Annotated in this window: 19 protein-coding genes and 1 pseudogene; 13 read left to right on the top strand and 7 right to left on the bottom strand. The window is 65.9% G+C overall.

Annotated elements, in window-relative coordinates:
• Positions 1–121: 121 nt before the first annotated feature.
• From AL755_RS00205 to AL755_RS00180, 6 genes are all read left to right on the top strand, one after another.
• Positions 122–1177: a substrate-binding domain-containing protein gene (locus AL755_RS00205; protein WP_054009195.1), complete on the top strand. Its 1056-nt coding sequence runs from the start codon at positions 122–124 to the stop codon at positions 1175–1177.
• 105 nt (positions 1178–1282) lie between these two features.
• Positions 1283–2578: an ABC transporter substrate-binding protein gene (locus tag AL755_RS00200; RefSeq protein WP_054009194.1), complete on the top strand. Its 1296-nt coding sequence runs from the start codon at positions 1283–1285 to the stop codon at positions 2576–2578.
• 111 nt (positions 2579–2689) lie between these two features.
• The gene (locus AL755_RS00195; RefSeq protein WP_237762431.1) at positions 2690–3631 is read left to right on the top strand and encodes a carbohydrate ABC transporter permease; all 942 of its coding nucleotides are present in this window, start codon (positions 2690–2692) and stop codon (positions 3629–3631) included.
• Positions 3628–4548 (top strand): carbohydrate ABC transporter permease, encoded by a 921-nt coding sequence (locus AL755_RS00190; RefSeq protein ID WP_054009193.1) that lies wholly within the window; start codon positions 3628–3630, stop codon positions 4546–4548. The genes AL755_RS00195 and AL755_RS00190 overlap by 4 nt, the downstream gene beginning before the upstream one ends.
• Positions 4549–4596: 48 nt before the next feature.
• On the top strand, positions 4597–5553 hold the full coding sequence (locus AL755_RS00185; RefSeq protein WP_054009697.1) for a hydroxyacid dehydrogenase: 957 nt from the start codon (positions 4597–4599) through the stop codon (positions 5551–5553).
• A gap of 43 nt (positions 5554–5596) precedes the next feature.
• Complete coding sequence (locus AL755_RS00180; RefSeq protein WP_237762429.1) at positions 5597–8041, top strand: polysaccharide lyase 8 family protein; 2445 nt, start codon at positions 5597–5599, stop codon at positions 8039–8041.
• 96 nt (positions 8042–8137) lie between these two features.
• Here AL755_RS00180 and AL755_RS22105 read toward each other — a convergent pair.
• Positions 8138–8569 (bottom strand): annotated as a pseudogene (locus tag AL755_RS22105) (Lrp/AsnC family transcriptional regulator); the annotation flags it as partial.
• A gap of 104 nt (positions 8570–8673) precedes the next feature.
• Between AL755_RS22105 and AL755_RS00175 the strand changes: the two are divergent.
• Together AL755_RS00175 and AL755_RS24335 are read left to right on the top strand one after the other, a co-directional pair.
• Complete coding sequence (locus AL755_RS00175) at positions 8674–9153, top strand: LysE family translocator (protein WP_337589544.1); 480 nt, start codon at positions 8674–8676, stop codon at positions 9151–9153.
• Entirely contained in the window at positions 9123–9350 is a 228-nt protein-coding gene (locus tag AL755_RS24335) for a hypothetical protein (RefSeq protein ID WP_337589543.1), read from the top strand. Before AL755_RS00175 ends, AL755_RS24335 begins: the two co-directional genes overlap by 31 nt.
• A 7-nt stretch (positions 9351–9357) precedes the next feature.
• On the opposite strand, the gene AL755_RS00170 is transcribed toward AL755_RS24335, so the two are convergent.
• The gene (locus AL755_RS00170; protein ID WP_054009696.1) at positions 9358–10365 is read right to left on the bottom strand and encodes an adenosine deaminase; all 1008 of its coding nucleotides are present in this window, start codon (positions 10363–10365) and stop codon (positions 9358–9360) included.
• A 314-nt stretch (positions 10366–10679) separates the two neighbouring features.
• Between AL755_RS00170 and AL755_RS00165 the strand changes: the two genes are divergently transcribed.
• From AL755_RS00165 to AL755_RS00150, 4 genes are all read left to right on the top strand, one after another.
• On the top strand, positions 10680–11774 hold the full coding sequence (locus AL755_RS00165) for a toxic anion resistance protein (protein ID WP_082368766.1): 1095 nt from the start codon (positions 10680–10682) through the stop codon (positions 11772–11774).
• A gap of 81 nt (positions 11775–11855) precedes the next feature.
• Positions 11856–13028 carry a tripartite tricarboxylate transporter TctB family protein gene (locus tag AL755_RS00160; protein ID WP_054009190.1) on the top strand — a complete coding sequence of 391 codons (1173 nt, stop codon included), beginning with the start codon at positions 11856–11858 and terminating at the stop codon, positions 13026–13028.
• 97 nt (positions 13029–13125) lie between these two features.
• The gene (locus AL755_RS00155; RefSeq protein ID WP_054009189.1) at positions 13126–14217 is read left to right on the top strand and encodes a GmrSD restriction endonuclease domain-containing protein; all 1092 of its coding nucleotides are present in this window, start codon (positions 13126–13128) and stop codon (positions 14215–14217) included.
• Positions 14218–14333: 116 nt separating this feature from the next.
• Complete coding sequence (locus tag AL755_RS00150) at positions 14334–14699, top strand: hypothetical protein (protein WP_054009188.1); 366 nt, start codon at positions 14334–14336, stop codon at positions 14697–14699.
• A gap of 5 nt (positions 14700–14704) precedes the next feature.
• Here the strand turns inward: AL755_RS00150 and AL755_RS00145 are convergent, their stop codons facing one another.
• Positions 14705–15331 carry a LysE/ArgO family amino acid transporter gene (locus AL755_RS00145; protein ID WP_054009187.1) on the bottom strand — a complete coding sequence of 209 codons (627 nt, stop codon included), beginning with the start codon at positions 15329–15331 and terminating at the stop codon, positions 14705–14707.
• Between the two features lie 64 nt (positions 15332–15395).
• On the opposite strand from AL755_RS00145, the gene AL755_RS00140 reads away from it, so the two are divergent.
• Positions 15396–16283, top strand: coding sequence for a LysR family transcriptional regulator ArgP (locus AL755_RS00140; RefSeq protein ID WP_337589542.1), 888 nt, complete (start codon positions 15396–15398; stop codon positions 16281–16283).
• A gap of 9 nt (positions 16284–16292) precedes the next feature.
• Here the strand turns inward: AL755_RS00140 and xylB are convergent, their stop codons facing one another.
• From xylB to menC, 4 genes are all read right to left on the bottom strand, one after another.
• Positions 16293–17693 (bottom strand): xylulokinase, encoded by a 1401-nt coding sequence (gene xylB / locus AL755_RS00135; protein ID WP_054009186.1) that lies wholly within the window; start codon positions 17691–17693, stop codon positions 16293–16295.
• A gap of 175 nt (positions 17694–17868) precedes the next feature.
• Complete coding sequence (locus AL755_RS00130; RefSeq protein ID WP_054009185.1) at positions 17869–19356, bottom strand: TIGR01777 family oxidoreductase; 1488 nt, start codon at positions 19354–19356, stop codon at positions 17869–17871.
• Positions 19357–19442: 86 nt separating this feature from the next.
• Positions 19443–19739, bottom strand: coding sequence for an acylphosphatase (locus AL755_RS00125; protein WP_054009184.1), 297 nt, complete (start codon positions 19737–19739; stop codon positions 19443–19445).
• A 215-nt stretch (positions 19740–19954) separates the two neighbouring features.
• A complete protein-coding gene (menC, locus tag AL755_RS00120) occupies positions 19955–21061 on the bottom strand; it encodes an o-succinylbenzoate synthase (RefSeq protein WP_054009183.1) in 1107 nt (368 codons plus the stop codon).
• Between the last annotated feature and the right edge of the window lie 3 nt (positions 21062–21064).

Here is a 21064-nt window from a genome sequence, read left to right as displayed (position 1 = left end):
CCCTAAGTCGCTTTCCGCTCGTAAAAATGGGCCATAAACAGCCACATTATCCGGCAAACGATCATATGATCATGTTTATGGACAGCAACGGCGGTCCCCCTGCGGCAAAGGAACTTTGAACATGAGCAGAAGCGTGGCGGAGCGGCGTGCGGCCATCCTCGAATTGGTCCGCACCGGCGGCCCGCAAAAGGTGCGTGAGCTGGCCGGCGCGCTCAACGTTTCCGCCGTGACGCTGCGGCGCGACATCGAGGAACTTGCCGTACAGGGCAGGATTTTGCGCAAGCACGGCCTGGCCTGCCCGCTAGAACCGGCCGCCGCCGCACCCCGCAGCCAGGCCACTGTGGGCCTGGTGGTCCCGCACAGCGACTACTACTACGACGGCATCATCTCCGGCGCCAAACGCGCATGCATCGAGGCCGGGGCCCGCCTTGTCCTGGGCGTTTCGGCCTACAACCAGGCCACCGAGCTCCAGCAGGCGCAGCGGCTGGTTGCCAACGGCGTCGACGGGCTGGTCATTGCCCCCACCCCCAACCAGGAGACAGGCAAGCTCACCGAGACCCAGGAGCAGTGGCTGGCCGCGCTCACCGTGCCGACGGTACTCATGGAACGGCCGGCGTCCCCCACGGGACCGGCAGCCATGCTCGATTCGGTCACGTCCTCGCACCGGGTCGGCGCCGCCGTCGCGGTTCGCCACCTGGCCGACTTGGGCCACGCAAGTATCGCCGCGCTCCTGATCACGGGCCCCAATTCAACCGTGATCCAGACCGGTTACGAGGAGACAGTTGCGGCCCTTGGCTTGACGTCGGTGGGCGTCATCAGCGAGGGTCGGCAGGGCTCCGACGATTCCGCGCAGGCGCTGCGCGGGCTCATTGCGGACGGCGCCACGGCCCTGTTCATCCACAACGACCAGCTGGCAACGCGGGCATTGACGTGGCTCCAGGACGCGGGGATCAGGGTTCCGCAGGACGTCTCGATCGTCGGCTACGACGACGTCATCGCCGAGTTCGCCTCGATCCCCCTCACCTCGGTCTCACCCTTCAGGTCGAGCGTGGGGCACCGCTCGGTCCAGCTGCTCCTTGAGCGGATCTACGACTCCGGCACCGCCGCCAAGGCAGCTGAGCACATTGCCCTGGTGCCGCAATTGATCCCCCGGAATTCGTCCATCAGACTCGTTTGATCTTTCACTTCTTTCGTATCCTTTGGAATACTTTCGTTTAACTTGACGGCCCATCAAACCCCCTTGCAGGATGTGACTACAGACACACAGACAAGGGAGTCATCAATGCGCACCATCAGCAGGTCCACATTCCTGGGCGGGGCCGCCGGCATGCTCGCCATCGCCGTCCTGACCGGCTGCGGCGGAGGCCCGGTCTCCAGCGCCCCGAAGGGCCCAGTCGAGATCACCTTCTCCTCATGGCTGAAGGGTTCCAAGAACGTCGTTGACGCCTACAACGCCGCGCAGAGCGAAGTCCACGTCACGTTCAAGGAAGTACCCACGGCCAGCGACAACTACCCGCAGCTGACCAACCAGATCAAGGCCAAGACCGCCCCCGACGTGATCACCGTGGAATACCCGCGCGTCTCCGAGATGGCCACGCAAGGCGTTTTGAAGGACATTTCGAAGGAAGCCGGGGACCTGGTTTCAAAGAACTTCCCCTCTTCGATCACCTCGCTCGTGAACTTTGGCGGCGCCACCTGGGGCGTCCCGTTGGATGCCGGGGTCCTGCAGATGTACTACCGCGCCGACCTCTTCAAGAAATACGGCATTGAAGTGCCCAAGACGTGGGCCGAATACGCGGCAGCCGCCAAGAAGGTGGCCGCGGCCGATCCCAAGGTCCGCCTGGCCTCCAGCCCCGTGGGCGACCCCGCCCTGTACGCGGCCCTGGCCTGGCAGAACGGCGCCAAGTGGGGCGCCCTCGACGGCGATTCCTGGAAGGTCGACATCGACAGCGCCGCCTCCGTCGAAGCCCTGAAGGTCCAGCAAGACCTCGTGGACGCCAAGCTGCTGTGGACCGAGGACGCACCCGTGCTTCAGCAAAAGCAGGCCGACGGCCAGCTGCTGTCTGTCATCAGCGGCTCCTGGTATGGGGCCAGCCTGACCACCACCTTCGCGGACCAGAGCGGCAAGTGGCGTGTTGCCCAGCTGCCCGCACCCACGGACGCGCCCGCGGCCGCCATGTACGGCGGCTCCTCCTTTGGCATCTCAAGCACCAGCGAGAAGGCCGACGCCGGCCTGAAGTTCATCAAGTGGATGACCACCACCCCCGAGGGCATCAAGGCCCGGATCTCCGGCAAGTCGACGGTGTTCCCGGTCAACGAGACTGCCCGCGCCGCCGCCATCGCAGCCTTCGACACCTCGTTCTTTGGCGGCCAGGACATTTACGATGTTGCGGCCAAGGGCCTGGCTGCCATCCCGGAAGGCTGGGTGTGGGGACCGGCCACCGTCACGACTTTCACGTCGCTGGTTGACGATTCCGCCAAGGTCAAGGCGGGCACATCCACCTTGCAGGACGGCTTGCCGATCGCCCAGAAGGCCACCGTGGCCGATCTGAAAAACCGCGGGATCTCCGTCAAGTAACCAATCCTCCACTGCCGCCGGGTGGGGTGTGCGCTTCGCGCAGCTTCCCGGCGGCAGGCCCGGGGCACCGGCTGGCCATCCGCCGTCGTGCTCCTCAACGAAGGGAACCCCATGGTTGTCGCCACCGGGACCAGAACACCTGCGAAGACCCGCAAACCCGCCGGACGGGTCCACAGCCGCCGGCAAAGCCGCATCGCCTGGGCCTTTATTGCGCCGTTCTTCGTGCTGTTCCTGGCGTTTACGATCGCACCCATCGCCTACTCGGCGTATTTGAGCTTCTTCACCGAAAAGTCCAGCGGTTTGGGTTTTGGCGGCATCAAGAAGACCTTCGTTGGCCTGGAGAACTACGCCCGCGCCTTTGCGGACCCGGTATTCCTGAGCGGCTTTGGCAACGTCGCCGTGTATTGCCTCATCTACATTCCGGTCATGATCGTCCTGGCCCTGGTCATTGCGCTGCTGCTGGATTCGGCCGCGGCCCGCGCCAAGTCGGTGTTCCGGGTGGTCTACTACATGCCGACCATCGTTCCCGGCCTGATTGCCGCCATCATTTGGACGTACCTGTACACACCCGGCGTCAGCCCGGTGGTGGACCTCTTTGAAATGACCGGCTCCACCTGGAACATGGGCGGCCAGCTTGCCGCCTTGTTCTCGCTGTCGAACATCACCATCTGGCTGCACACCGGCTACAACGTGATCTTGTTCTATGCGGCCCTCCAGGCGGTCCCCCGCGAAGTGCTTGAGGCGGCCACCGTGGACGGAGCCGGCGCCATTCGCACGGCCTTCGCGATCAAGGCCCGGATGATCTCCGGCGCGGTGGGGCTCGCCGTCCTGTTCACCGTGGTCGGCGCCATGCAGCTGTTCGCCGAACCGCTGCTCCTGCAGGGCAAGGCCACCGCCATCAACAGCACCTGGACGCCCAATATGTTCATCTACCAAACGGCCTTCGAAAAGCACGACTTTGGCTATGCGGCGGCCACGGCGCTCATATTCGCCTCCCTCATCGGCCTGCTCTCCTGGGCCGTGACAAAGATCGGAAACAAGGCACAGGCATGAGTTCAACAACCCTCTCCCGCCGAAATACGGCACCAGCGCCCGGCGCCCCGGCACCGGCAAACCGCCGCATCCGGAAATCCGCGCCGGCCTGGTCGTCCAAGGCCGCCGTCAACATCATGCTGGTCCTGTTCTGCCTGTACACCCTGCTGCCGCTGACCTGGCTGATCGTCGCCTCCACGAAGGACACCACCGATCTTTTCGGCACCCCCGGATTCTCGTTCGCGGAGAACAATTTCCTCACGAACCTCACAGAACTCTTCACCTGGGAAAACGGCACGTACCTGCGCTGGTTGCTCAACACGGTTGGCTACGCCGTCTTCGGTTCGGTCTGCTCGGTGTTTGTCTCCTTCCTGGCCGGTTACGCGTTCGACAAGTTCGACTTCCCCGGCAAGGAACGCTGGTTCGGCTTCATCCTGGTCGGCGTCCTGATCCCGGCCGCCGTGACCACCATGCCGCTGTACCTGCTGGCTGCAAACATCGGCCTGGTCAACACCTTCTGGGGAGTCTTCCTGCCCAGCATCGCGAGCCCCTTCGGCGTCTACCTGGCCCGCGTCTTCTGCCACGGATACGTCCCCGCCGAGTTGATCGAGGCGGCCCGGCTGGACGGGGCCGGCGAGCTGCGGATCTTCATGACCATTGCCGCACCGCTCATGAAGCCGGGCATCGTGACCTTGCTGCTCATGGCCTTCAGCGCCAGTTGGAACAACATCTTCCTGCCCCTGGTCATGCTGACCGACAACCAGCTCTTCCCCATTTCCCTGGGCCTCTACTCCTGGAACGGACGTTCCGAGGTGGACCCCGAATTTGCCCACCTGACCATCATTGGCTCCCTGATCGCCATCATTCCGGTCATCGTGTTGTTCATGTCGCTGCAGCGATTCTGGAAATCCGGCCTCGGCTCGGGAGCCCTGAAGTAAGTGAACATTGTGCCCCTCACCCCCCACCGCCCGCAGGCCACGCTGGCCATGGACCCCCACCTCGTTGACAGCCTGTTCACCACCGCGGCGCTGGCGCACCTGAAGTCGATCGTCCAGCTCCGGGACGCGGTGCTGACCGGACCCTCCACGACGGACGCTCAGCTGGCCGCCACCGAAATCCTGATTGGCGGCTGGGGCTGCCCCGTTCTGGACGGCGACCTTTTGGCGCGCATGCCCCTGCTGCACACCGTCATCTACACGGCCGGCACCGTCAAGGGATTTGCCACGGACGAGCTCTTCGCCCGGGGCGTGAAGATCAGCTCGGGCGCGGACACCAACGCCCTCCCGGTGGCCGAATTCACGCTGGCCGCCATCTTGCTGGCCGGCAAGCGCGTCTTTGAGCTCGACGCCGGATACCGCGCCACGGGAGACTACCGGCCCTTCGCCCGGCAGCCGCGCCAGTGGGGCAACTACGGAATCACGGTCGGGATCATCAGTGCCTCAAGGATTGGCCGCCGGGTCATCGAACTGCTGGCCCCCTTCGACGTCAACGTGCTGCTGTACGACCCCATCCACACGGTTCCCGGGGTCGAGAACGTGGACTTCGACTACCTGCTGGCCCATAGCGACGTGGTCAGCCTGCATGCCCCCGAATTACCCGAGACCCGGCACATGGTCGACGCCGGTGCCCTCGCCCTGATGCGCGACGGCGCCACGCTGATCAATACGGCCCGCGGCAGCCTGGTCGATGACCGCGCGCTGCTGGCCGAGCTGACGGCGCGGCGGTTGCACGCCGTCGTCGATGTCACCGAACCCGATGTATTGCCGGCCGGTTCACCGTGGTTTGACGCGCCAAACCTGACCCTGACTCCGCACATTGCCGGCTCCCAGGGCAATGAGATGTTCCGCCTGGGCGATTCGGCGGTCCGTGAAATAGAGCGCGTGCTGGCTGGCCGCCCCCTGCGGCACCTGGTCCGGCAAGAGGCGCTGCACATCACGGCGTAAAAGGTTTCCAATGCACCATCCTCGAAGTGAAAGGCACAAAGTAGTGGCTATTTCAGAGATTTCCCGGCGCACCCTCTTCCGCGCGGCCGGTTCGGCGGCGGTGGCCGGCATCCTCCTCGGCCAGGCCGCGGGCACCGGTTTCGCGGCCACCCCGGCGTCGATGGCGGAGCTGATTACCCGCCGTCGAGCCATCCTGACCGGAGGCATTGACGCCTCAACCGTCCCCGAGCTGGCGGGCCAACTGGCGCAGATTGTTGCCACGACCTCCACCACCTGGGCGTCCATGGACAAGTCCGCGGGCAGGACCGGACTATGGGCCGACATTCCGCTCACCGGCATCGGCCAAAGCGCGGACGCCACCAGCAACATGGCCCTGCAATTCAACCGGCTCTTCGATTTGGCCATGGGCCACGCCGTCCCCGGCACCGCCCAGACCGGTGATCCGCAGCTGGCCGCGGACATCGTCTCCGGCCTGCAGCTGCTTTCGGACACCGCCTACAAGCCCGGCATGAAGGCCGCGGGAAACTGGTGGTTCTGGGAAATCGGCAACCCCCGCAAGGTGGTCGACATCCTGACGTTGATGTACGACGTCGTGCCGGCACCTTTGCGCTCTTCCCTCCTGGCGGCGGCGCGCTGGTTTGCCCCCAACCCCAACTGGCGCGGCCGGGCCACCAGCCTGGCCGAGACCGGCGCCAACCGGGTGGACAAGTCCCTGGCGTGCGCAATGCGCGGCATCCTCGACGGCAACGCCGGGGACGTCGCGATGGGCCGGGACGCACTGAGCGACGTTGTGGGCCGGGGCAAGAACAGCCTGTTCGCGCAGGTCACCTCCGGCGACGGCTTCTACCAGGACGGATCGTTCATCCAACATGGCACCCTGCCCTACGCCGGGACGTACGGGGTCATCGCCTTTGCCGGCGTCGCCGAAATCATCAACATGGTGGGCGGCAGCAGCTGGGAGGTCACGGACCCGGCGCGCGCCACGCTCCTGGACGCCGTGGAGAACACCTTCGCCCCGTTCGTGTGGGACGGCCGGATCATGGACACCATTCGCGGCCGCGCCGTCTCCCGCCAGGCCGAGCCGGACTACGTGGACGGCTTCGCGTTGATCGGGGCCGTCCTGCTGATGGCTCCCGGAGCCGGCGAGCCATACACCTCGCGTTTCCTGGCACTGGCCAAGGGCTGGCTGCAACGCTGCACCGACCAAGCCATGGTGGGGCATCCCACCCAGCGCCTGGCCAAATCCCTGCTGGCCCTGGACGTCCTGAACAATGCCTCGGTCACCGCCGCGCCGTCCCCCGTCTACACGCGCATGTTCGCCGACCAGGACCGGCTGGTGCACCACCGCCCGGCCTGGGGATCAACCGTCAGCACGTCCTCCAACAGGGTGGGCCGGTACGAATGGGGCAACGACGAGAACAACTTCGGCTGGTACCAGGGCGACGGCATGACGTACGTCTACAACCGCACGGACCGGGCCCAGTTCAGCAGCGACTTCTGGCCCACGGTTGACCCGTACCGCCTGCCCGGAACCACCGTGAACCTCACGCCGCGGCCCACCGGTTCCTCCGGGGCCGGCACCGGCATCCCCGGCGCCTTCCAACCTTTCGCGGGCGGGTTGAGCGTGGAGGCCCGCTGGGGCGTGGTGGGCATGGACCACCTGAACTACAACAAGTCGCTGGCCGCGAAGAAGTCCTGGTTCTTCCTTGACGACACCCTCGTGTGCCTCGGCGCGGGCATCACCGGAACGGGCGGGGCGGAGGTCCTGACCACCCTGGAAAACCGCTCCTACGCCACGGGGCAGACGCCGGATGTGCGCATTGACCATGCCAACGTCCGGCTTGCCGCCGGGGCAAGCCGCACGGCGTCCGGTTCGATCCATGTGGAGGGCTACGCGGGATTTGTCCTCCTGCCGTCGGAAAACGGCACCGCGGAGGCCGTCGTTTCCGTCGTCCGGCGCACCGGAAACTGGCGTGCCATCAACTCCGGCGCCGACACCGGCGGAAAGGACGCCCCCGTCACCCGGGACTACGTCACCATCACCGCCTCGCACGGCACCGATCCCGTCAACCAGGGGTACGCCTACATGGTCCTGCCGGCGGCCGAGCACTCGGACACCTTCAAGAACCAGGCCAAGCCGCGGGTCACCGTGCTGGCCAACACCAAGGATTCCCAGCTGCTCAGCGTGCCCGGCGAATCCCTGACCTTGGGCAATTTCTACGCAGCTTCCTCGGCCAGGGGATTCACGGCATCCGGTCCCTGCTCGGTTGCCGTGCACGAGGACGGGCGGGAACTTTCCGTTACCGTAGCCGACCCCTCGCGCACCCAGGCAACCGTCCGCCTGACGGTGCCCGGGACGGGGAAGGAGTGGTCCGGGATCGCCGCCGCCGATCCGGGCGTCACGGTGGTCTCGACGAAGCCGCTGACGCTCGAGTTCAGCCTGGCCGGCAACCACGGCCACCAGAAGGCCATCACACTGAAGCGCTAACCACCGGCGTTCGCATGGACCGTGGCCCGCTGCCGTTTCACAGGCAGTGGGCCACGGTGCTTTAGCCTGGCGCTTAAAGCGGCAGGCCCGCCCCGGCTTGAGGTTCTTCATGACCATGGTGGAGCGCAACCGCTGCACGCCCGGCAGGCTGGTCAGCCGGGTGTCGTAGAACTGCTGGTACGCGGCAAGATCCTCCGCCATGACCTTCAGGATGTAGTCGGGATCGCCGAAGAGCCGCTGGGCCTGGGTGATGTGTGGTTCGGCGCTGACCTTGGATTCAAATTCGCCGATCGTGGCCCGGTCCACCTGGGCCAGGGTCACAAAAACCAGCGCCTCGAAGCCGAGCCCCACGGCCGCCGGGTCAATCACGGCCCTGTACCCGCTGATGGCCCCGCTGGCCTCCAAATCCTTGAGCCGGCGATGGCACGGCGCCACGGTCAAACCCACCTCCGAGGCGAGTGCGGTGGCCGTCATGCGCCCGTCGTTTTGGAGCGTGCGCAAAATATCTCTATCCAGGGCGTCAATCACAGCAAAATCTTATCGCCATTCGCCTCCAAGGCGGTCAAAAAGGTAAGCACTTATGGCGGTCATTTCCCTAAGCTTGCTTTCATTGACCGGCCCGAAGGAGCACGATGGAACCGCAAGCACTGTTTGGCTTTCTGGCCGTTGCCGTGGCATTGACCTGCACCCCCGGCCCCGACTGGGCCTATTCCATCGCCGCCGGCCTGGGGCGCCGCAGCTTCGTGCCCGCCGTGGCCGGGCTGTGCAGCGGCTACGTCCTGCACACCATCTTGCTGGCCGCCGGAATCGCGGCGCTCATGGCCGCCATCCCGAGCCTGCTGCTGTGGCTGACGGTGGCCGGCGCCCTGTACCTGTTATGGCTTGGCGCCACGACGGCCAAGTCCTGGCGCAGTGCCGGCTTTGCCGCCGTCGGGCCTTCCGGTGAACTGGCCGTTGACGACAGCGGCACCGGGCTGCGTGCCTACCTGCAGGGTTTCGGGACCAGCAGCATCAACCCCAAGGGCCTGCTGTTCTTTGTGGCCCTGACCCGCAGTTCATCAGGCCCGACGCCGCGTTTTCCGTGCCGGCCCAGTCGCTGGTGCTGGGGCTGACGTTTGTGGCGTCCACCGCCGTCATCTATACACTCGTGGCGGCCGGCTCGCGGCGTTTGTTGCGTTCGCGACCCGGTGCCGCCCGCGGGATCACGCTCTGCAGCGGCATCATCATGCTCGGTCTCGGCGTGCTGCTGCTGGCCGAGCAGGCGGTGCCCGTAGCCCACGCGGCCGGCGCCTTGTTCGCCCTGGCCTAGCCCCGAATCAGCCCTGCGCGGACCGCCAGTGGCCCAGTTCGGCCAGGAGTTCGGCCTTGCGGGCGTCCGTCGCGAACGAGGACCGGATGGAGTTCTGCGCCAGCGTGGCCAAAACGTCCGCGGAGAAATCGAACTCGGCCGCCAGGGAAGCAAAGTTGCCGTCCACGTAACCGCCAAAATACGCGGGGTCGTCGGAATTGACGGACACGTTCAGCCCGGCCGCGAGCATCTGCGGCAGGGGGTGCCCGGCCAGGGTGTCCACGGCGCGCAGCCGGACGTTGGACAGCGGGCACACCGTCAGGGGCGTGCCCTCGGCGGCAAGCCTCGCCACCAGAGCGGTGTCGTCCAGGCAACGGATGCCGTGGTCGATGCGTTCGGCGCCCAGCAGCTCCAGGGTGTCCCACACATAGCTGGGCGGGCCCTCCTCCCCCGCGTGGGCCACGAGGCGCAGGCCCGCATTCCGGGCACGGTCAAAGAGGCGCACGAACTTCGACGGCGGGTTGCCCACCTCGGCGGAGTCCAGGCCGATCCCGATGATGGGTGCGTCCATCGCGATCAGCTCCTCCAGGACGGCGAGCGCGGATTCCTCGGATTCGTCGCGCAGGAATGCCGCGATCAGCTCCGTGCTGACGCCAAACTCGGCCTCGCTGTCGGCGAGCGCCGACGCAATGCCGGCCAGCGACGTCGTGAGCTGGACCCCGCGCGCCAGGTGCGCCTGCGGGTCGAACGTGATCTCCGCGTGCCGCACGCCCGCGTCCCGGGCGCGGCCCAGGTAGGCGCGGGTCATGTCGGCGAAGTCGGCTTCCGTCACCAGGACCGCCATGTTGGCGTAGTACAGGTTGAGGAATGATTGCAGGTCGGTGAACTCGTACTGTTCCCGCAGCTCCGCGAGGGTGGGGTGTGGCAGGGTGATGCCGTTGCGCGCGGCCAGCGCAAGGATGAGTTCGGGCTCCAGCGTGCCCTCGATGTGCAGGTGGAGTTCGGCCTTGGGAAGCGTGGAATCCGGCGTCGTCATGCTGGACAGTTTAGGCCCCGCGCCTGCCGGCGAACCCAAAATCCCGGCGATCCGGCCAAACGTGCCGCGGTTCACACGGGGCAGTCGGCGTCGCGTTTATCGCTTCCCCAGGCCGCCACCGGCAATTCGGTGGCGACAAATCCGCCGAGGTGGGGCACCATGGCAAGTGACACCGATATTGAGATCCCCTTGGGCTAAACGAAACTGGTTTCCACCATGACTTCTCCCTCATCCCGCCGTCCGACGACGAGATCGCCCTGGTCTTGAATGCCCCGGAGGCGCCCCAGATCGTCACGCCAAAGCAGGCGCCGGGCATGATCCCCGTTCCTGCCGACCGCCAGGTGGAAATCAACAACAAGGCGCAGGAATTCATCGCCGGGATCGCGGCCCTGGACGCCCGCAGCCCCGAATTCAGCCGCCGGGTGGACGGCATTTCCGCGTTGGCGGCGCCCCAGATGCGATCGTCGGCCGATTCCTCCAGCCGCATGCTTGAGCGCACCACGTCGTCGGTCTCCGGCGCCAAGCGCACCGGGAACAGCGCCCAGGCCCATGTGGCCCAGACGCTCAACGAATTGCGGACCACGGTGGAGGACCTCACCCCCAACAACGCCGATCTCGGCACGGGCAGGAAGATCCTTGGCTTCGTGCCCAAGGGCAACAAGGTGGCCAAGTATTTCCAGCGCTACGAATCCGCGCAAACCCAGCTGGACGCCATCATCAATTCACTCAAGGCCGGCCAGAGCGAGTTGGGCAAGGACAATGCCGACCTTGCCGGTGAAAAGGTGAAATTGTGGGAGACCATGCAGGCCCTGAGTGAAACCGCGGTCTACGCGCAAGCGCTCGATGAGGCCTGCGAAGCGAAGGTGGCGGCCCTGCAGGCGGCGGGGGAAACCGAACACGCCCAGCAGCTGCAGGCCGACGTGTTGTTTCCGATCCGGCAGCGCCACCAGGACATCCTGACCCAGCTGGCCGTGTCCGTGCAGGGGTACCTCGCAATGGACCTGGTCAGGAAGAACAACCTGGAACTGATCAAGGGTGTTGACCGGGCCCACACCACCACCATCTCGGCATTGCGGACGGCGGTGATCGTCGCGGAGGCGCTGGCCAACCAAAAGATGGTGCTGGACCAAATCGACGCCATCAATACCACCACCAACAACATGATCCTCAAGACCAGCGAGATGCTCAAGGACCAGACGGTACGGATCCACCAGCAGGCGGCCGCCTCGGGAGTCAGTGTGGAGACGCTGCAAAAGGCCTTCGACAACGTCTTCGCCACCATGGACGCCATCGACTCGTTCCGGGCCACGGCGGCCCACAACATGGAGGGCACCGTGCGAGCCCTGACCGACGGCATCGAGCACGCAAAACCGTACTTGGAGCGGTCGCGGAAAACCGGGGACGACTAGCGTCCTTACCCCGGCGGAGCCAGCGGGGCTGCCATGGGTCACAATTGCCGGCCCATTGCGGGGTCGTGTTTGAATGGCGAAATGACGACAGATTCTGCTGTACCGACAGGCGGGCCCTCGGCGTCGCCCGCACTGACCTGGACAACGGACAAGAGCCGGATTTCCGGCCGCCAGCTGCGTGAGCTCGCGGGCACGGATTCAGCAGACGCGACGGGTCGGTTGGACGGTCTTCGGGTGGCCCCGATGTTGGTGGTCCAGGTGGGCAAAGACGGCCGCAGGGTCATTGCGGTCGGCAACATGCGAGTTTTGGTTCACGCCAGCAGCCTCGATGTAAAGCTGGAGGCAACGTTTGCTGCCCTCTGGCAGGAACAGCCGACCCCCTGCCAGTTCACTTCAGTCAGCGTCACTATGCCGGAAGCAGAGCCGCTGATGGACAGCGTCCTGCAGGATGTTCTTGCGCCTGTTCTTGCGCACGACCGGGACGACAACGACCCTGACCAACACCACAGTGCAGCCCGGGCCGCCAAAGCATTGGCCGAATCGTCCCGAAACGCCGTCGCGGAACTGCGTGAAATCCGGTACCAGATTGAATTGCAGCTCGTGGCCAGCGGCGGCTCCGACTCGTCATCACTTGACCACACCTCGGTGGTGGAAGCGCTCTTGCAACTCAACATTGTGTGCAGCCGCGCCGCCGATCAGGCCAGGGAAGCCATCCGGGAGGGGCTCTGGGTGCATGTGACGGACTCCCCCGCCTACCACGCATACCGCCGGCTGCAAGATGCGTCCATTACCAACCCGGCAGATCCCGCAACTCCGGAAACTGCCACGTGGATGCGACTGCACGACGCCGGCATGCGCCAATGCGTGGAACTGAAAGGCCAGCTGGGCGACGAGTCCAGTGCCATTCGAGACCTGCTGACATCCGCTGCCAGCATCTCCAGCTCCCGGGAGGCAGACGCGCAAAGTCGTTTCACCGTTCTCCTGGCGGTTATTTCCATTGCCTTTGGCGTCCCTGCACTCGTGTTGGCCCTGTACGGTGCCGACCTCATCATGCCGCTGTCGAGCTGGCCCCGCGCGGGCGCCTTTGGGGTGGCCCTTCTTGGCTTGTGCGTCGCGGCCGTCATCACAGCCAGGACGACCCCCAAGGGAGAACACCGGAGAAAGTGGCAGATGGGGACTGCCGCGATCATCGGGACCATCTTCTTGCTGGTGGCCGCGGGGCTGTTGCCACTCTTCGCGGGCGCCGGCATGTAGGGGTGACCCACAGGGCAGGCTGAGCCTGCCGACATTTGGTGTCGCACCCCTTGGATAGGCTTGTGGTTCATCCCCGCACCATCCTTGGAGAACGTTCATCTTGGCTTCGCACCGCACCACCCGCCCGTTGGGCACCACTGATTTCATCCTGGGCACCGTCCTTGCTTCCGTCCTGCTGGTGACCACGGCCTGCGGGGGAACCTCCACACCTGAGAAACTCGAGGCGGCCGCAGTGGCGGCGCCGGCGTCGTCCATCCCGGCAACCACCGGCGCAAAGGCAACGGCCGGCGCAAAGCCCGCGCCCACCCGTCCCGCGGCCACGTCCACGCCCTCCCGCACCGCGGTCTCCCCGGCACCGGCATTTGCCGCGAAGGCCCTGGACACCCTGGCCACGCTTCCGGTGAAGGGCCGCGCCCCGAAAACGGGGTACAGCCGCAGCGAATTTGGTGCGGCATGGACCGATGTGGACAAGAACGGCTGCGACACCCGCAATGACATCCTCAACCGGGACCTGACGGCCACCACGTTCAAGCCCGGCACGCACGGTTGCATTGTGCTCACGGGCGTGTTGGCCGATCCCTACACGGCCACCACCATCCATTTCACCCGCGGCGCCACCAGTTCGGCCGTGCAAATCGACCATGTGGTGGCCCTCAGCGACGCCTGGCAAAAGGGTGCACAAAAGCTGACTGCGGCAACGCGGCTGGCCCTGGCCAACGATCCCGCGAACCTGTTGGCCGTGGACGGACCTTCCAACCAGCAAAAGAGCGACGGCGACGCCGCCACCTGGCTGCCGCCGAACAAGGCATACCGCTGCGACTACGTGGCTCGGCAAGTCTCCGTCAAGGCTGCCTACAGCCTTTGGGTCACCGCCGGGGAGCACGATGCCATGGCCGCGGTCCTGAAGGACTGCGCCCCGGCCAAGACACCGGCCAAAACGATCGTGAAGACCCCGGCTGCGGTGCCGGCCAAGGCGCCCGCCGCACCGTCCGCGGCTCCGTCCCCGGCGGCCAGGAAGCCCGTGCCGGTGCCGCCCGCGGCGTCCGCGGCACCCGCCGCAGCGGACCAGGGTGTCGTCTACGCCAACTGTGCCGCCGTCAGGGCGGCCGGCAAGGCTCCCATCCTTGCCGGCCAGCCCGGCTACAGCACCAAACTGGACCGCGACGGCGACGGGATCGGCTGCGAGTAGGGGGTTTCCTGTGTAGCGTCTGGGGGTTCCGTCAAAGCTCTGGCAACTGGGCCGCCGATGGCTAAAATAAAAGTGTGAGTCTACATAACAAGCCGCCGGTTGTTCCGGCAGTGTGGATGCGCCACGACAGCGAGATCCTGCCCCTGTGGTGGGAGCGGTTGCGTGCTCAAATGGGGCCGTCGCCGGCTTCCCGGTACGCGTCGGGACTTTTTGACCAGGACCGCCGCCGCCCCATAGCCCAGTGGTACAACCCCGCGCTCCAATCGGCGCTCTTGGTGGCTCTGGAGACGGGGCCTGAGTGGCCCGTGCAGCGGTTTGCCGTGTTTTACGCGCCGCCCGGCGGCGGGTTCACCAAGGTCCATATGGAAACCCACGAGTGGTTTACCCGGAGTCCGAAGAAGTCACCCACCGAGGAGGAGGCCTTTGCCGCCGCGATCGCGGCGGCCGAGGCGTTCCTGCACGTGGAGATGGACTTCATTTAGGGCCCTTACACGCCCAGGGCCATTTTTATCCCCAGCAGCGCCATGACCACGGCGATCAGGGCGTCGAGCACCCGCCAGGCTCCCGGTTTGGCGAAGACCGGGCGCAGGAGCCGGGCTCCGAAGCCCAGGGCGCTGAACCAGATCACGCTGCCCAGTGCGGCGCCGGCGCCAAACCACCAACGCAGTTCGCCGTGCTGGTTGGCGAGGGTGCCCAGCAGGAGCACGGTGTCCAGGTACACGTGCGGGTTGAGCCAGGTGAGCGTCAGCACGGTGGCTAGCACGGCGCGGCGGCTCAGCGCACCCTGCTGCTGCCCTTCGGTCAGCGCGCCCGGTCGCACGGCCCGCTTGGCGGCGAGCGCGGCATAGGCCAGCAGGAACGCTGCCCCGGCGAGCCGGATGGCGACGACGACGGCCGGCACGGCCTTGATGACCTCGCCAATGCCGAAGATTCCGGCCGCGATGAGGACGGCGTCGCTGACCATGCACACCAGGACCACGAGTCCCACGTGTTCGCCACGAATGCCCTGGCGCAGCACAAAGGCATTTTGCGCGCCGATCGCGATGATGAGGGCAAGCCCTGCACCGAGTCCGGTGGCGGCTGTGGGGAGAATGTCCAGTGGTGTCACAAGCATTGAAACTACTAGGCTTCGCATAGACAGTACAGCTAATTATTTTGATGATAGCTAAGGAAATCTAATGATGAATCTGCAGACGGAGCAGCTCCGCACCTTCCTCACCGTCCTGGAGCTGGGCACTTTCGAGGCGGCGGCCGGGCAGCTGCACGTCACGGCGTCGGCTGTTTCGCAGCGCATCAAGGCCATGGAGCAGGCAGCCGGCCAGGTGCTGCTGCAGCGCACCTCGCCGGTGACGGTCACCCCGGCCGGCGTTATTGTGCACAAACTAGCCCGGCAGCTGCGCCAGTTGGAGGCCGACGCCGCCGCCGAGCTGGGCATTGCGGGCGCGGGCGGCGCGCCAATCCCCCTGGCAGTCAACGCCGATTCCTTGTCCACCTGGTTTGTTGCCGCCCTGGCAGCAGTTCCCGCGGACGCGCAGCTCACCTTTGAGGTGTTGCGCGAGGATGAACAGCACTCTGCCGGACTCCTGCGCACCGGCCAGGTCATGGCCGCCGTCACGGCCTCCCCGGACGCCGTGCAGGGTTGCTCCGTGGTGCCGCTCGGCTCCCTGCGCTACCGCGCTGTGGCCTCCGCGGACTTCATGGCACGTTGGTTCCCGACCGGGTTCACGCCGGAAGGCCTTGCTTTGGCGCCGGCGATCCAGTTCGACCGCACCGACACGCTCCAGGGCAACTTTTTCGCCTCCGCCACGGGCAGCACCCTGGCCGGGCCGCAACATTTCATCCCGGACACCATCCAATTTGCCCAGGCGGTGGGCCTGGGCCTGGGCTGGGGCCTCATGCCCGAGGCGCACTGCGGTGACGGGCTCCGCACGGGCCGGCTGCGCGAACTTGTGCCCGGCCATGTCACCGCCATGCCGTTGTACTGGCAGCGGTGGAAAATCCAGTCGATCGCACTCGATGTTCTCAGCACCGCCGTCACGACGACGGCGGCCGGCGCCCTCGGGTAGCCGGCCGGACTATGCGCTGTAAATGTTCAGGCGGGCGTCGGCGAACCGGCCCCTGACCGTCTGAGCCCACTCCGGTGACGCGGATGGTTCCAGGATCCGCTCAACATGGCGTTCCCAGACTGGGGGTTCCTGGCTTCCGGACAGCGCCCAGGCCGCCTGCCGGGCGGCACCGAGCGCCACGTACTCCCCCGCCTGGGGGATGAGGATCTCCGCCCGGAAGATGTCGGCCGCGGCCTCCCGCAACGACGCCGATTTGGAGCCGCCACCAATCAACAGCACACGTTCCACGGCAACACCGGTGGCCCGCAGCGCATCCAGGGCGTCGGCCAGGACGCACAGCAGGCCCAGCACGGCGGACCTGGCCAGGTTTTCGCGGGTGAGCTGCGCCCGGGTCATGCCCACCAGGCTTCCCGTTGCGTGGGGCAGGTTGGGTGTGCGTTCGCCGTCGAAGTACGGCACCATGGTCAGGCCGCCGGCATCGGGCGCACCACTGGAGGCAAGCCGGTCAAACTCCGCAAGGTCCACGCCCAGCAGATCGGCGTTCGAGGAGAGGATCCGGGCACCGTTGATCGTGGCCAGGAGCGGAAGGTTGCGCCCTGTCGCGTCGGCAAAACCGGCGATCGCGCCCGAGGGGTCGGCAATATTTCGGTCCGTGGAGGCAAACACGGCGCCGCTGGTTCCCACCGACACCACCACCTCCCCGGGCGCCAGGCCCAAGCCAAGGGCGGCCCCGGCGTTGTCGCCGCAGCCGGCCCCGATCAGGCACCCGGACGGGGTCGTCCCGGCCACCTCCGAGGGTCCGATAATCCGTGGAAGCTCGGGGACGCGGCCAAAGGCGTGCTCGAGCAGCTCGGTGCGGTACCGGTTCTCCGGGACGGAGTAGTATCCGGTGCCGGAGGCGTCGCTGCGGTCCGTGACGGGTGCGTGCGCCTGCCCACCGAGGCGCCAGGACAGCCAGTCGTGCGGAAGCATGACTCGCCGCACCCTACCGGCCAGTTCAGGATGGTTTTCCGCAAGCCACGCCAGCTTGGTGATGGTGAAGGAGGAGACGGGCACCACGCCGATCTCCCGGGCCCAAAAGTCGGCGCCAAAGTGCTCTCGCAGGGCGTCCGCCTGCGGGGCGCTGCGGACATCGTTCCACAGGAGGGCATCATGGACTGGCCGGTCGTCGTCGTCCAGGGCCACCATGCCGTGTTGCTGGGCGCTGACGGAGACGGCCTCGACGTCGTCGAGTCGGGTTCCGCCGGCCTGCTCAAGTGCCTCCCACCAGCGGGCCGGGTCAATCGAGGTCCCGTCGGGGTGGGGTGCGGACTGTGTACCCAGGATTTCGCCGGTTTCCGCGTCGACGCGGACCACCTTGCAGCTTTGGGTTGAGGAATCGATGCCCGCAACGATGCGTCGTTTTGTCATGCTCAGTCTCAAATCAGTCGTTTGGCCAGTCCGGAACCACTGACGGCGCGGCGCGTTTGCCCCTCATCGTACGGTCAATCCGGCACGGCCGCGCTCATATGAGAATGAAAAAGACACACATGAGTCGAGGAGCTTCCGCGGGCACGGGGCCGGAGTCGACCGGGAGCAGCCGGGATCAGGCCCCCACAATGTGTCGCAGGGCAGCGTCAAGGGTCTCGTGCCGGAACTGGTAGCCGGCGGCCTGGATTTTCGCCGCGGAAACCCGCTGGTCGGCGAGCGCCAGCTCCTGTGCGCCCTGGCGTCCCAACAGCAGCCTGGGGCCAACTGCGGGCACCTTGACGGCGGACGGCCGGTGCAGGACCGATCCAAGCGTGTGCGCATACTGTTCGGCGGTGACGGGGTGTGGGGCCACGGCGTTGACGGGACCCTCCACGCCGGCGGACAGCGCCGCGTGGGCAAAGATCCCCGCGATGTCGTCGATGCCGATCCAGCTCTGCCACGCTTCCTTGCCGATCGGCCCGCCCACGCCCGCAAGGTAGAGCGGCAGGAGGCGTTGGAGCACGCCGCCGGCCACGGACTGGACCACCCCGGTACGGACGGTGACCACGCGGAGCCCGGCGTCGGCGGCGGGTCGGCAGGCCGCCTCCCAGTCATTGCACACTTGTGCTAAAAAGTCCGTGCCGGGCGGATCGGTTTCCACAAGGGCCCGGGAAACGCGCTGTCCCGTGCTTTCCGGTGCGGCATGGGGCGTCGCGCCGTAGTAGCCGACGGCCGAGCCGTTGACGAGCGTGCGGTCCACGCCGTCGGAGGCCAGCTGCGCCAGCTTGTCGGCCAGCAGGGCCGTGCCCTGGATTCTGCTGCGGTAGATCAGGTCCTTGGTTTTGGCCGTAAACCGGCCGCCGATCGTGTGCCCCGCCAGGTTGATGACCACGTCGCATGCGGCCAGGGCCTGCGCGTCAAGGGTTCCCGCGGCCGGATCCCAGAAGATTTCGCCGGCGTCCCGTGGGGCGCGCCGCACCAGTTTAAGTACGGTATGTCCGCCGCCGGTGAGCAGCGCGCACAGCTGGGAGCCGATCAGTCCGTTGGCTCCCGTGACGCCAATGGTCATGGCCTTGCCGGAATGCGCGGCGTGAAAGCCCAGATCACCCTCGAGCTGGCGTGCCCGGAACGCGAACATGCGCTCCAACTCGGCCGCGAAACGCCGCTCCACTGCGCCTCGCGGAGGCACGGGCGGCAACTGGTAGCTCACGGTGTCCGTCATGACGGTGCTGCCCTCCACCGGGCCGTCGGCGAAGCTGTGCCGGTGCGTCCAATTGGTCAGCGGCCCGTTGGTCATCACATCGGTGAACGCCTCCCCCGGCACAAGTTCGGTGTGCAGGGCATCCCAACGCAGCTGCGCCCGCACCACGCCGCCGGCACGCAGCCGCCCGGGCAGGACCCCCTGCACTGTTCCGGACACCGCACCCAACCACATGCCAAGCCCGCCCGGGGCTCCCACTCCCAGGGACGCCGTCGAACCGGGGTTAATGCCGTTGCTGGGTTCGGACAGCACCGTTCCAAAGAACGACGGCGAGAGCCGCACCAGTGCGCCGGGCCGGGTAAACCAGGCGAACACGTCCTTGCGCGGGAAAGGGAGTGCGGTGGTGTGGCGAAACGTTTGCATAGTGTCTCCAAGTGCAGCAGTTACGCCCATCATGCCACCCCCGCCCACCGGGTCCACGCGCCCGGGGCTCCGCCGCGAGCCGGGGATCAGCCGGTGTGGAATCCGTTGAGGGTCCCGGTGGCCGGCGCGATCTCCGCCTCGACCATTGTGACTCGCCCGGGTGCCTGCCGGGATTTGAGCCAGTCAAGGAGCTGTTGAACCGCTGATGGAGACCCAACGGCGGTGACTTCCACCGTGCCGTCGGGCCGGTTGACAGCGCTGCCGGACAGGGACAGCTCCCGCGCCTTGAGCGCCGTGAAGTACCGGAATCCCACGCCCTGGACCCGCCCATGCACCACGGCGTCGAGCCGGACGGCCGGCACCGGGGTCTCCTGCTGCTCCATTGAACCTCCCCGGCTGCACTCCGGCCTCATCTAAGGTGACGCAATCCCAACTAGGTTGAAGTATTGGTGCTGTCTGTCTCACGTTAGATGAAGCATTAGCCCGACGACCGAATTTGAAGACATACGTCACCAACGGTCGATTTCCGAGGCCAGCGGCCAACGACCAACAGCGTGTCGCCCAAATCACTGAGGATGCGGGCGAGCCCAGACTGGGGCTACGCCCCGATGTTTTCCGATGTCAGGGTGAGCTCTTTAAGGCGATCCTCCAAGGGGGTTACGCCCAGGCCTGGGCCATTCGGAACGGTTAGGCCGCCATTCTCGAGTTTGAAAGGCTCGGTCAAATCTTCGATGTAGAAGCGATCTGAAGCGGATACATCACCGGGAAGCGTAAAGCCGGGCAGGGCTGCAAGAGCCACGTTGGCGGCTCGACCCAAGCCGGTTTCGAGCATGCCACCGCACCACACCGGGACGCCGAGGGCAACACACACGTCATGGATGCGCCGAGCCTCAAGGTATCCGCCCACTCGTCCCGGCTTGATGTTGACGATCTCGCATGCACCGAGCTTGATGGCTGCCGCCGCTGTGCTGGCGGACACGATTGATTCGTCCAGGCATATAGGTGTCCGGATCTTTCGGGCCAGCTCGGCATGCCCGATCACATCCTCTTCGTCGAGCGGCTGTTCGATCAGCAACAGATCGAAGTCGTCCAGCTTTGCCAAATGGTGAGCGTCACGCAGCGTGTACGCCGTGTTTCCATCCACTTGAAGCAGAATGTCATCGCCGAACTTCTCTCGAACAGCACGGACGGGCGCGATATCCCAACCTGGTTCGATTTTGAGTTTGATTCGTACGTAGCCGTCATTCAGGTACTTGCCGACAACGTCAAGCAGTTCCGGGAGCGAATCCATGATGCCAACTGATACGCCACTCGGGACGTGCGTGCGGAGTGCGCCGAGACTGCTCGCAAACGAGATGTTCTGGTTCCGGAGCTCGGCGTCCATAACGGCCATTTCCAGCGCCGCTTTGGCCATGCGGTGGCCCTTGTATTTGTGGAGTCTTGGTAAGACGGCGTTGGCTGTGACGTCGCCCATGGCAAGGAGGTCCGGGATGAGGAACCGGCGCAGGACGTCCTCGACTGCGTCGACGTATTCAGATGAGTACAGCGGATCGGACATTGCGACACATTCGCCCCAACCGTCCGCACCAGGGGTTCGCACGCGCAGGAGCAGCATCTCTCTCTCGTGTTTTGTTCCGAACGACGTACGAAACGGTGCCACCAAGGGCATCTTGATACGCCGAATTTCAATGGCCTCGATTTTCATGAA

Source organism: Arthrobacter sp. ERGS1:01 (assembly GCF_001281315.1).
Classification (GTDB): Bacteria; Actinomycetota; Actinomycetes; order Actinomycetales; family Micrococcaceae; genus Specibacter.
This window is presented reverse-complemented; position numbering and strand designations above follow the sequence as displayed.

Coding starts and splice junctions, on each gene's coding strand:
- menC (WP_054009183.1), bottom strand. CDS start 21,061: ATGAAAATCGAGGCCATTGAAATTCGGCGTATCAAGATGCCCTTGGTG.
- AL755_RS00160 (WP_054009190.1), top strand. CDS start 11,856: ATGACGACAGATTCTGCTGTACCGACAGGCGGGCCCTCGGCGTCGCCC.
- AL755_RS00175 (WP_337589544.1), top strand. CDS start 8,674: ATGGAACCGCAAGCACTGTTTGGCTTTCTGGCCGTTGCCGTGGCATTG.
- AL755_RS00150 (WP_054009188.1), top strand. CDS start 14,334: ATGCGCCACGACAGCGAGATCCTGCCCCTGTGGTGGGAGCGGTTGCGT.
- AL755_RS00200 (WP_054009194.1), top strand. CDS start 1,283: ATGCGCACCATCAGCAGGTCCACATTCCTGGGCGGGGCCGCCGGCATG.
- AL755_RS00130 (WP_054009185.1), bottom strand. CDS start 19,356: ATGCAAACGTTTCGCCACACCACCGCACTCCCTTTCCCGCGCAAGGAC.
- AL755_RS00205 (WP_054009195.1), top strand. CDS start 122: ATGAGCAGAAGCGTGGCGGAGCGGCGTGCGGCCATCCTCGAATTGGTC.
- AL755_RS00190 (WP_054009193.1), top strand. CDS start 3,628: ATGAGTTCAACAACCCTCTCCCGCCGAAATACGGCACCAGCGCCCGGC.
- AL755_RS00140 (WP_337589542.1), top strand. CDS start 15,396: ATGATGAATCTGCAGACGGAGCAGCTCCGCACCTTCCTCACCGTCCTG.
- AL755_RS00185 (WP_054009697.1), top strand. CDS start 4,597: ATGGACCCCCACCTCGTTGACAGCCTGTTCACCACCGCGGCGCTGGCG.
- AL755_RS00195 (WP_237762431.1), top strand. CDS start 2,690: ATGGTTGTCGCCACCGGGACCAGAACACCTGCGAAGACCCGCAAACCC.
- xylB (WP_054009186.1), bottom strand. CDS start 17,693: ATGACAAAACGACGCATCGTTGCGGGCATCGATTCCTCAACCCAAAGC.
- AL755_RS00145 (WP_054009187.1), bottom strand. CDS start 15,331: ATGCTTGTGACACCACTGGACATTCTCCCCACAGCCGCCACCGGACTC.
- AL755_RS00125 (WP_054009184.1), bottom strand. CDS start 19,739: ATGGAGCAGCAGGAGACCCCGGTGCCGGCCGTCCGGCTCGACGCCGTG.
- AL755_RS00165 (WP_082368766.1), top strand. CDS start 10,680: ATGATCCCCGTTCCTGCCGACCGCCAGGTGGAAATCAACAACAAGGCG.
- AL755_RS00170 (WP_054009696.1), bottom strand. CDS start 10,365: ATGACGACGCCGGATTCCACGCTTCCCAAGGCCGAACTCCACCTGCAC.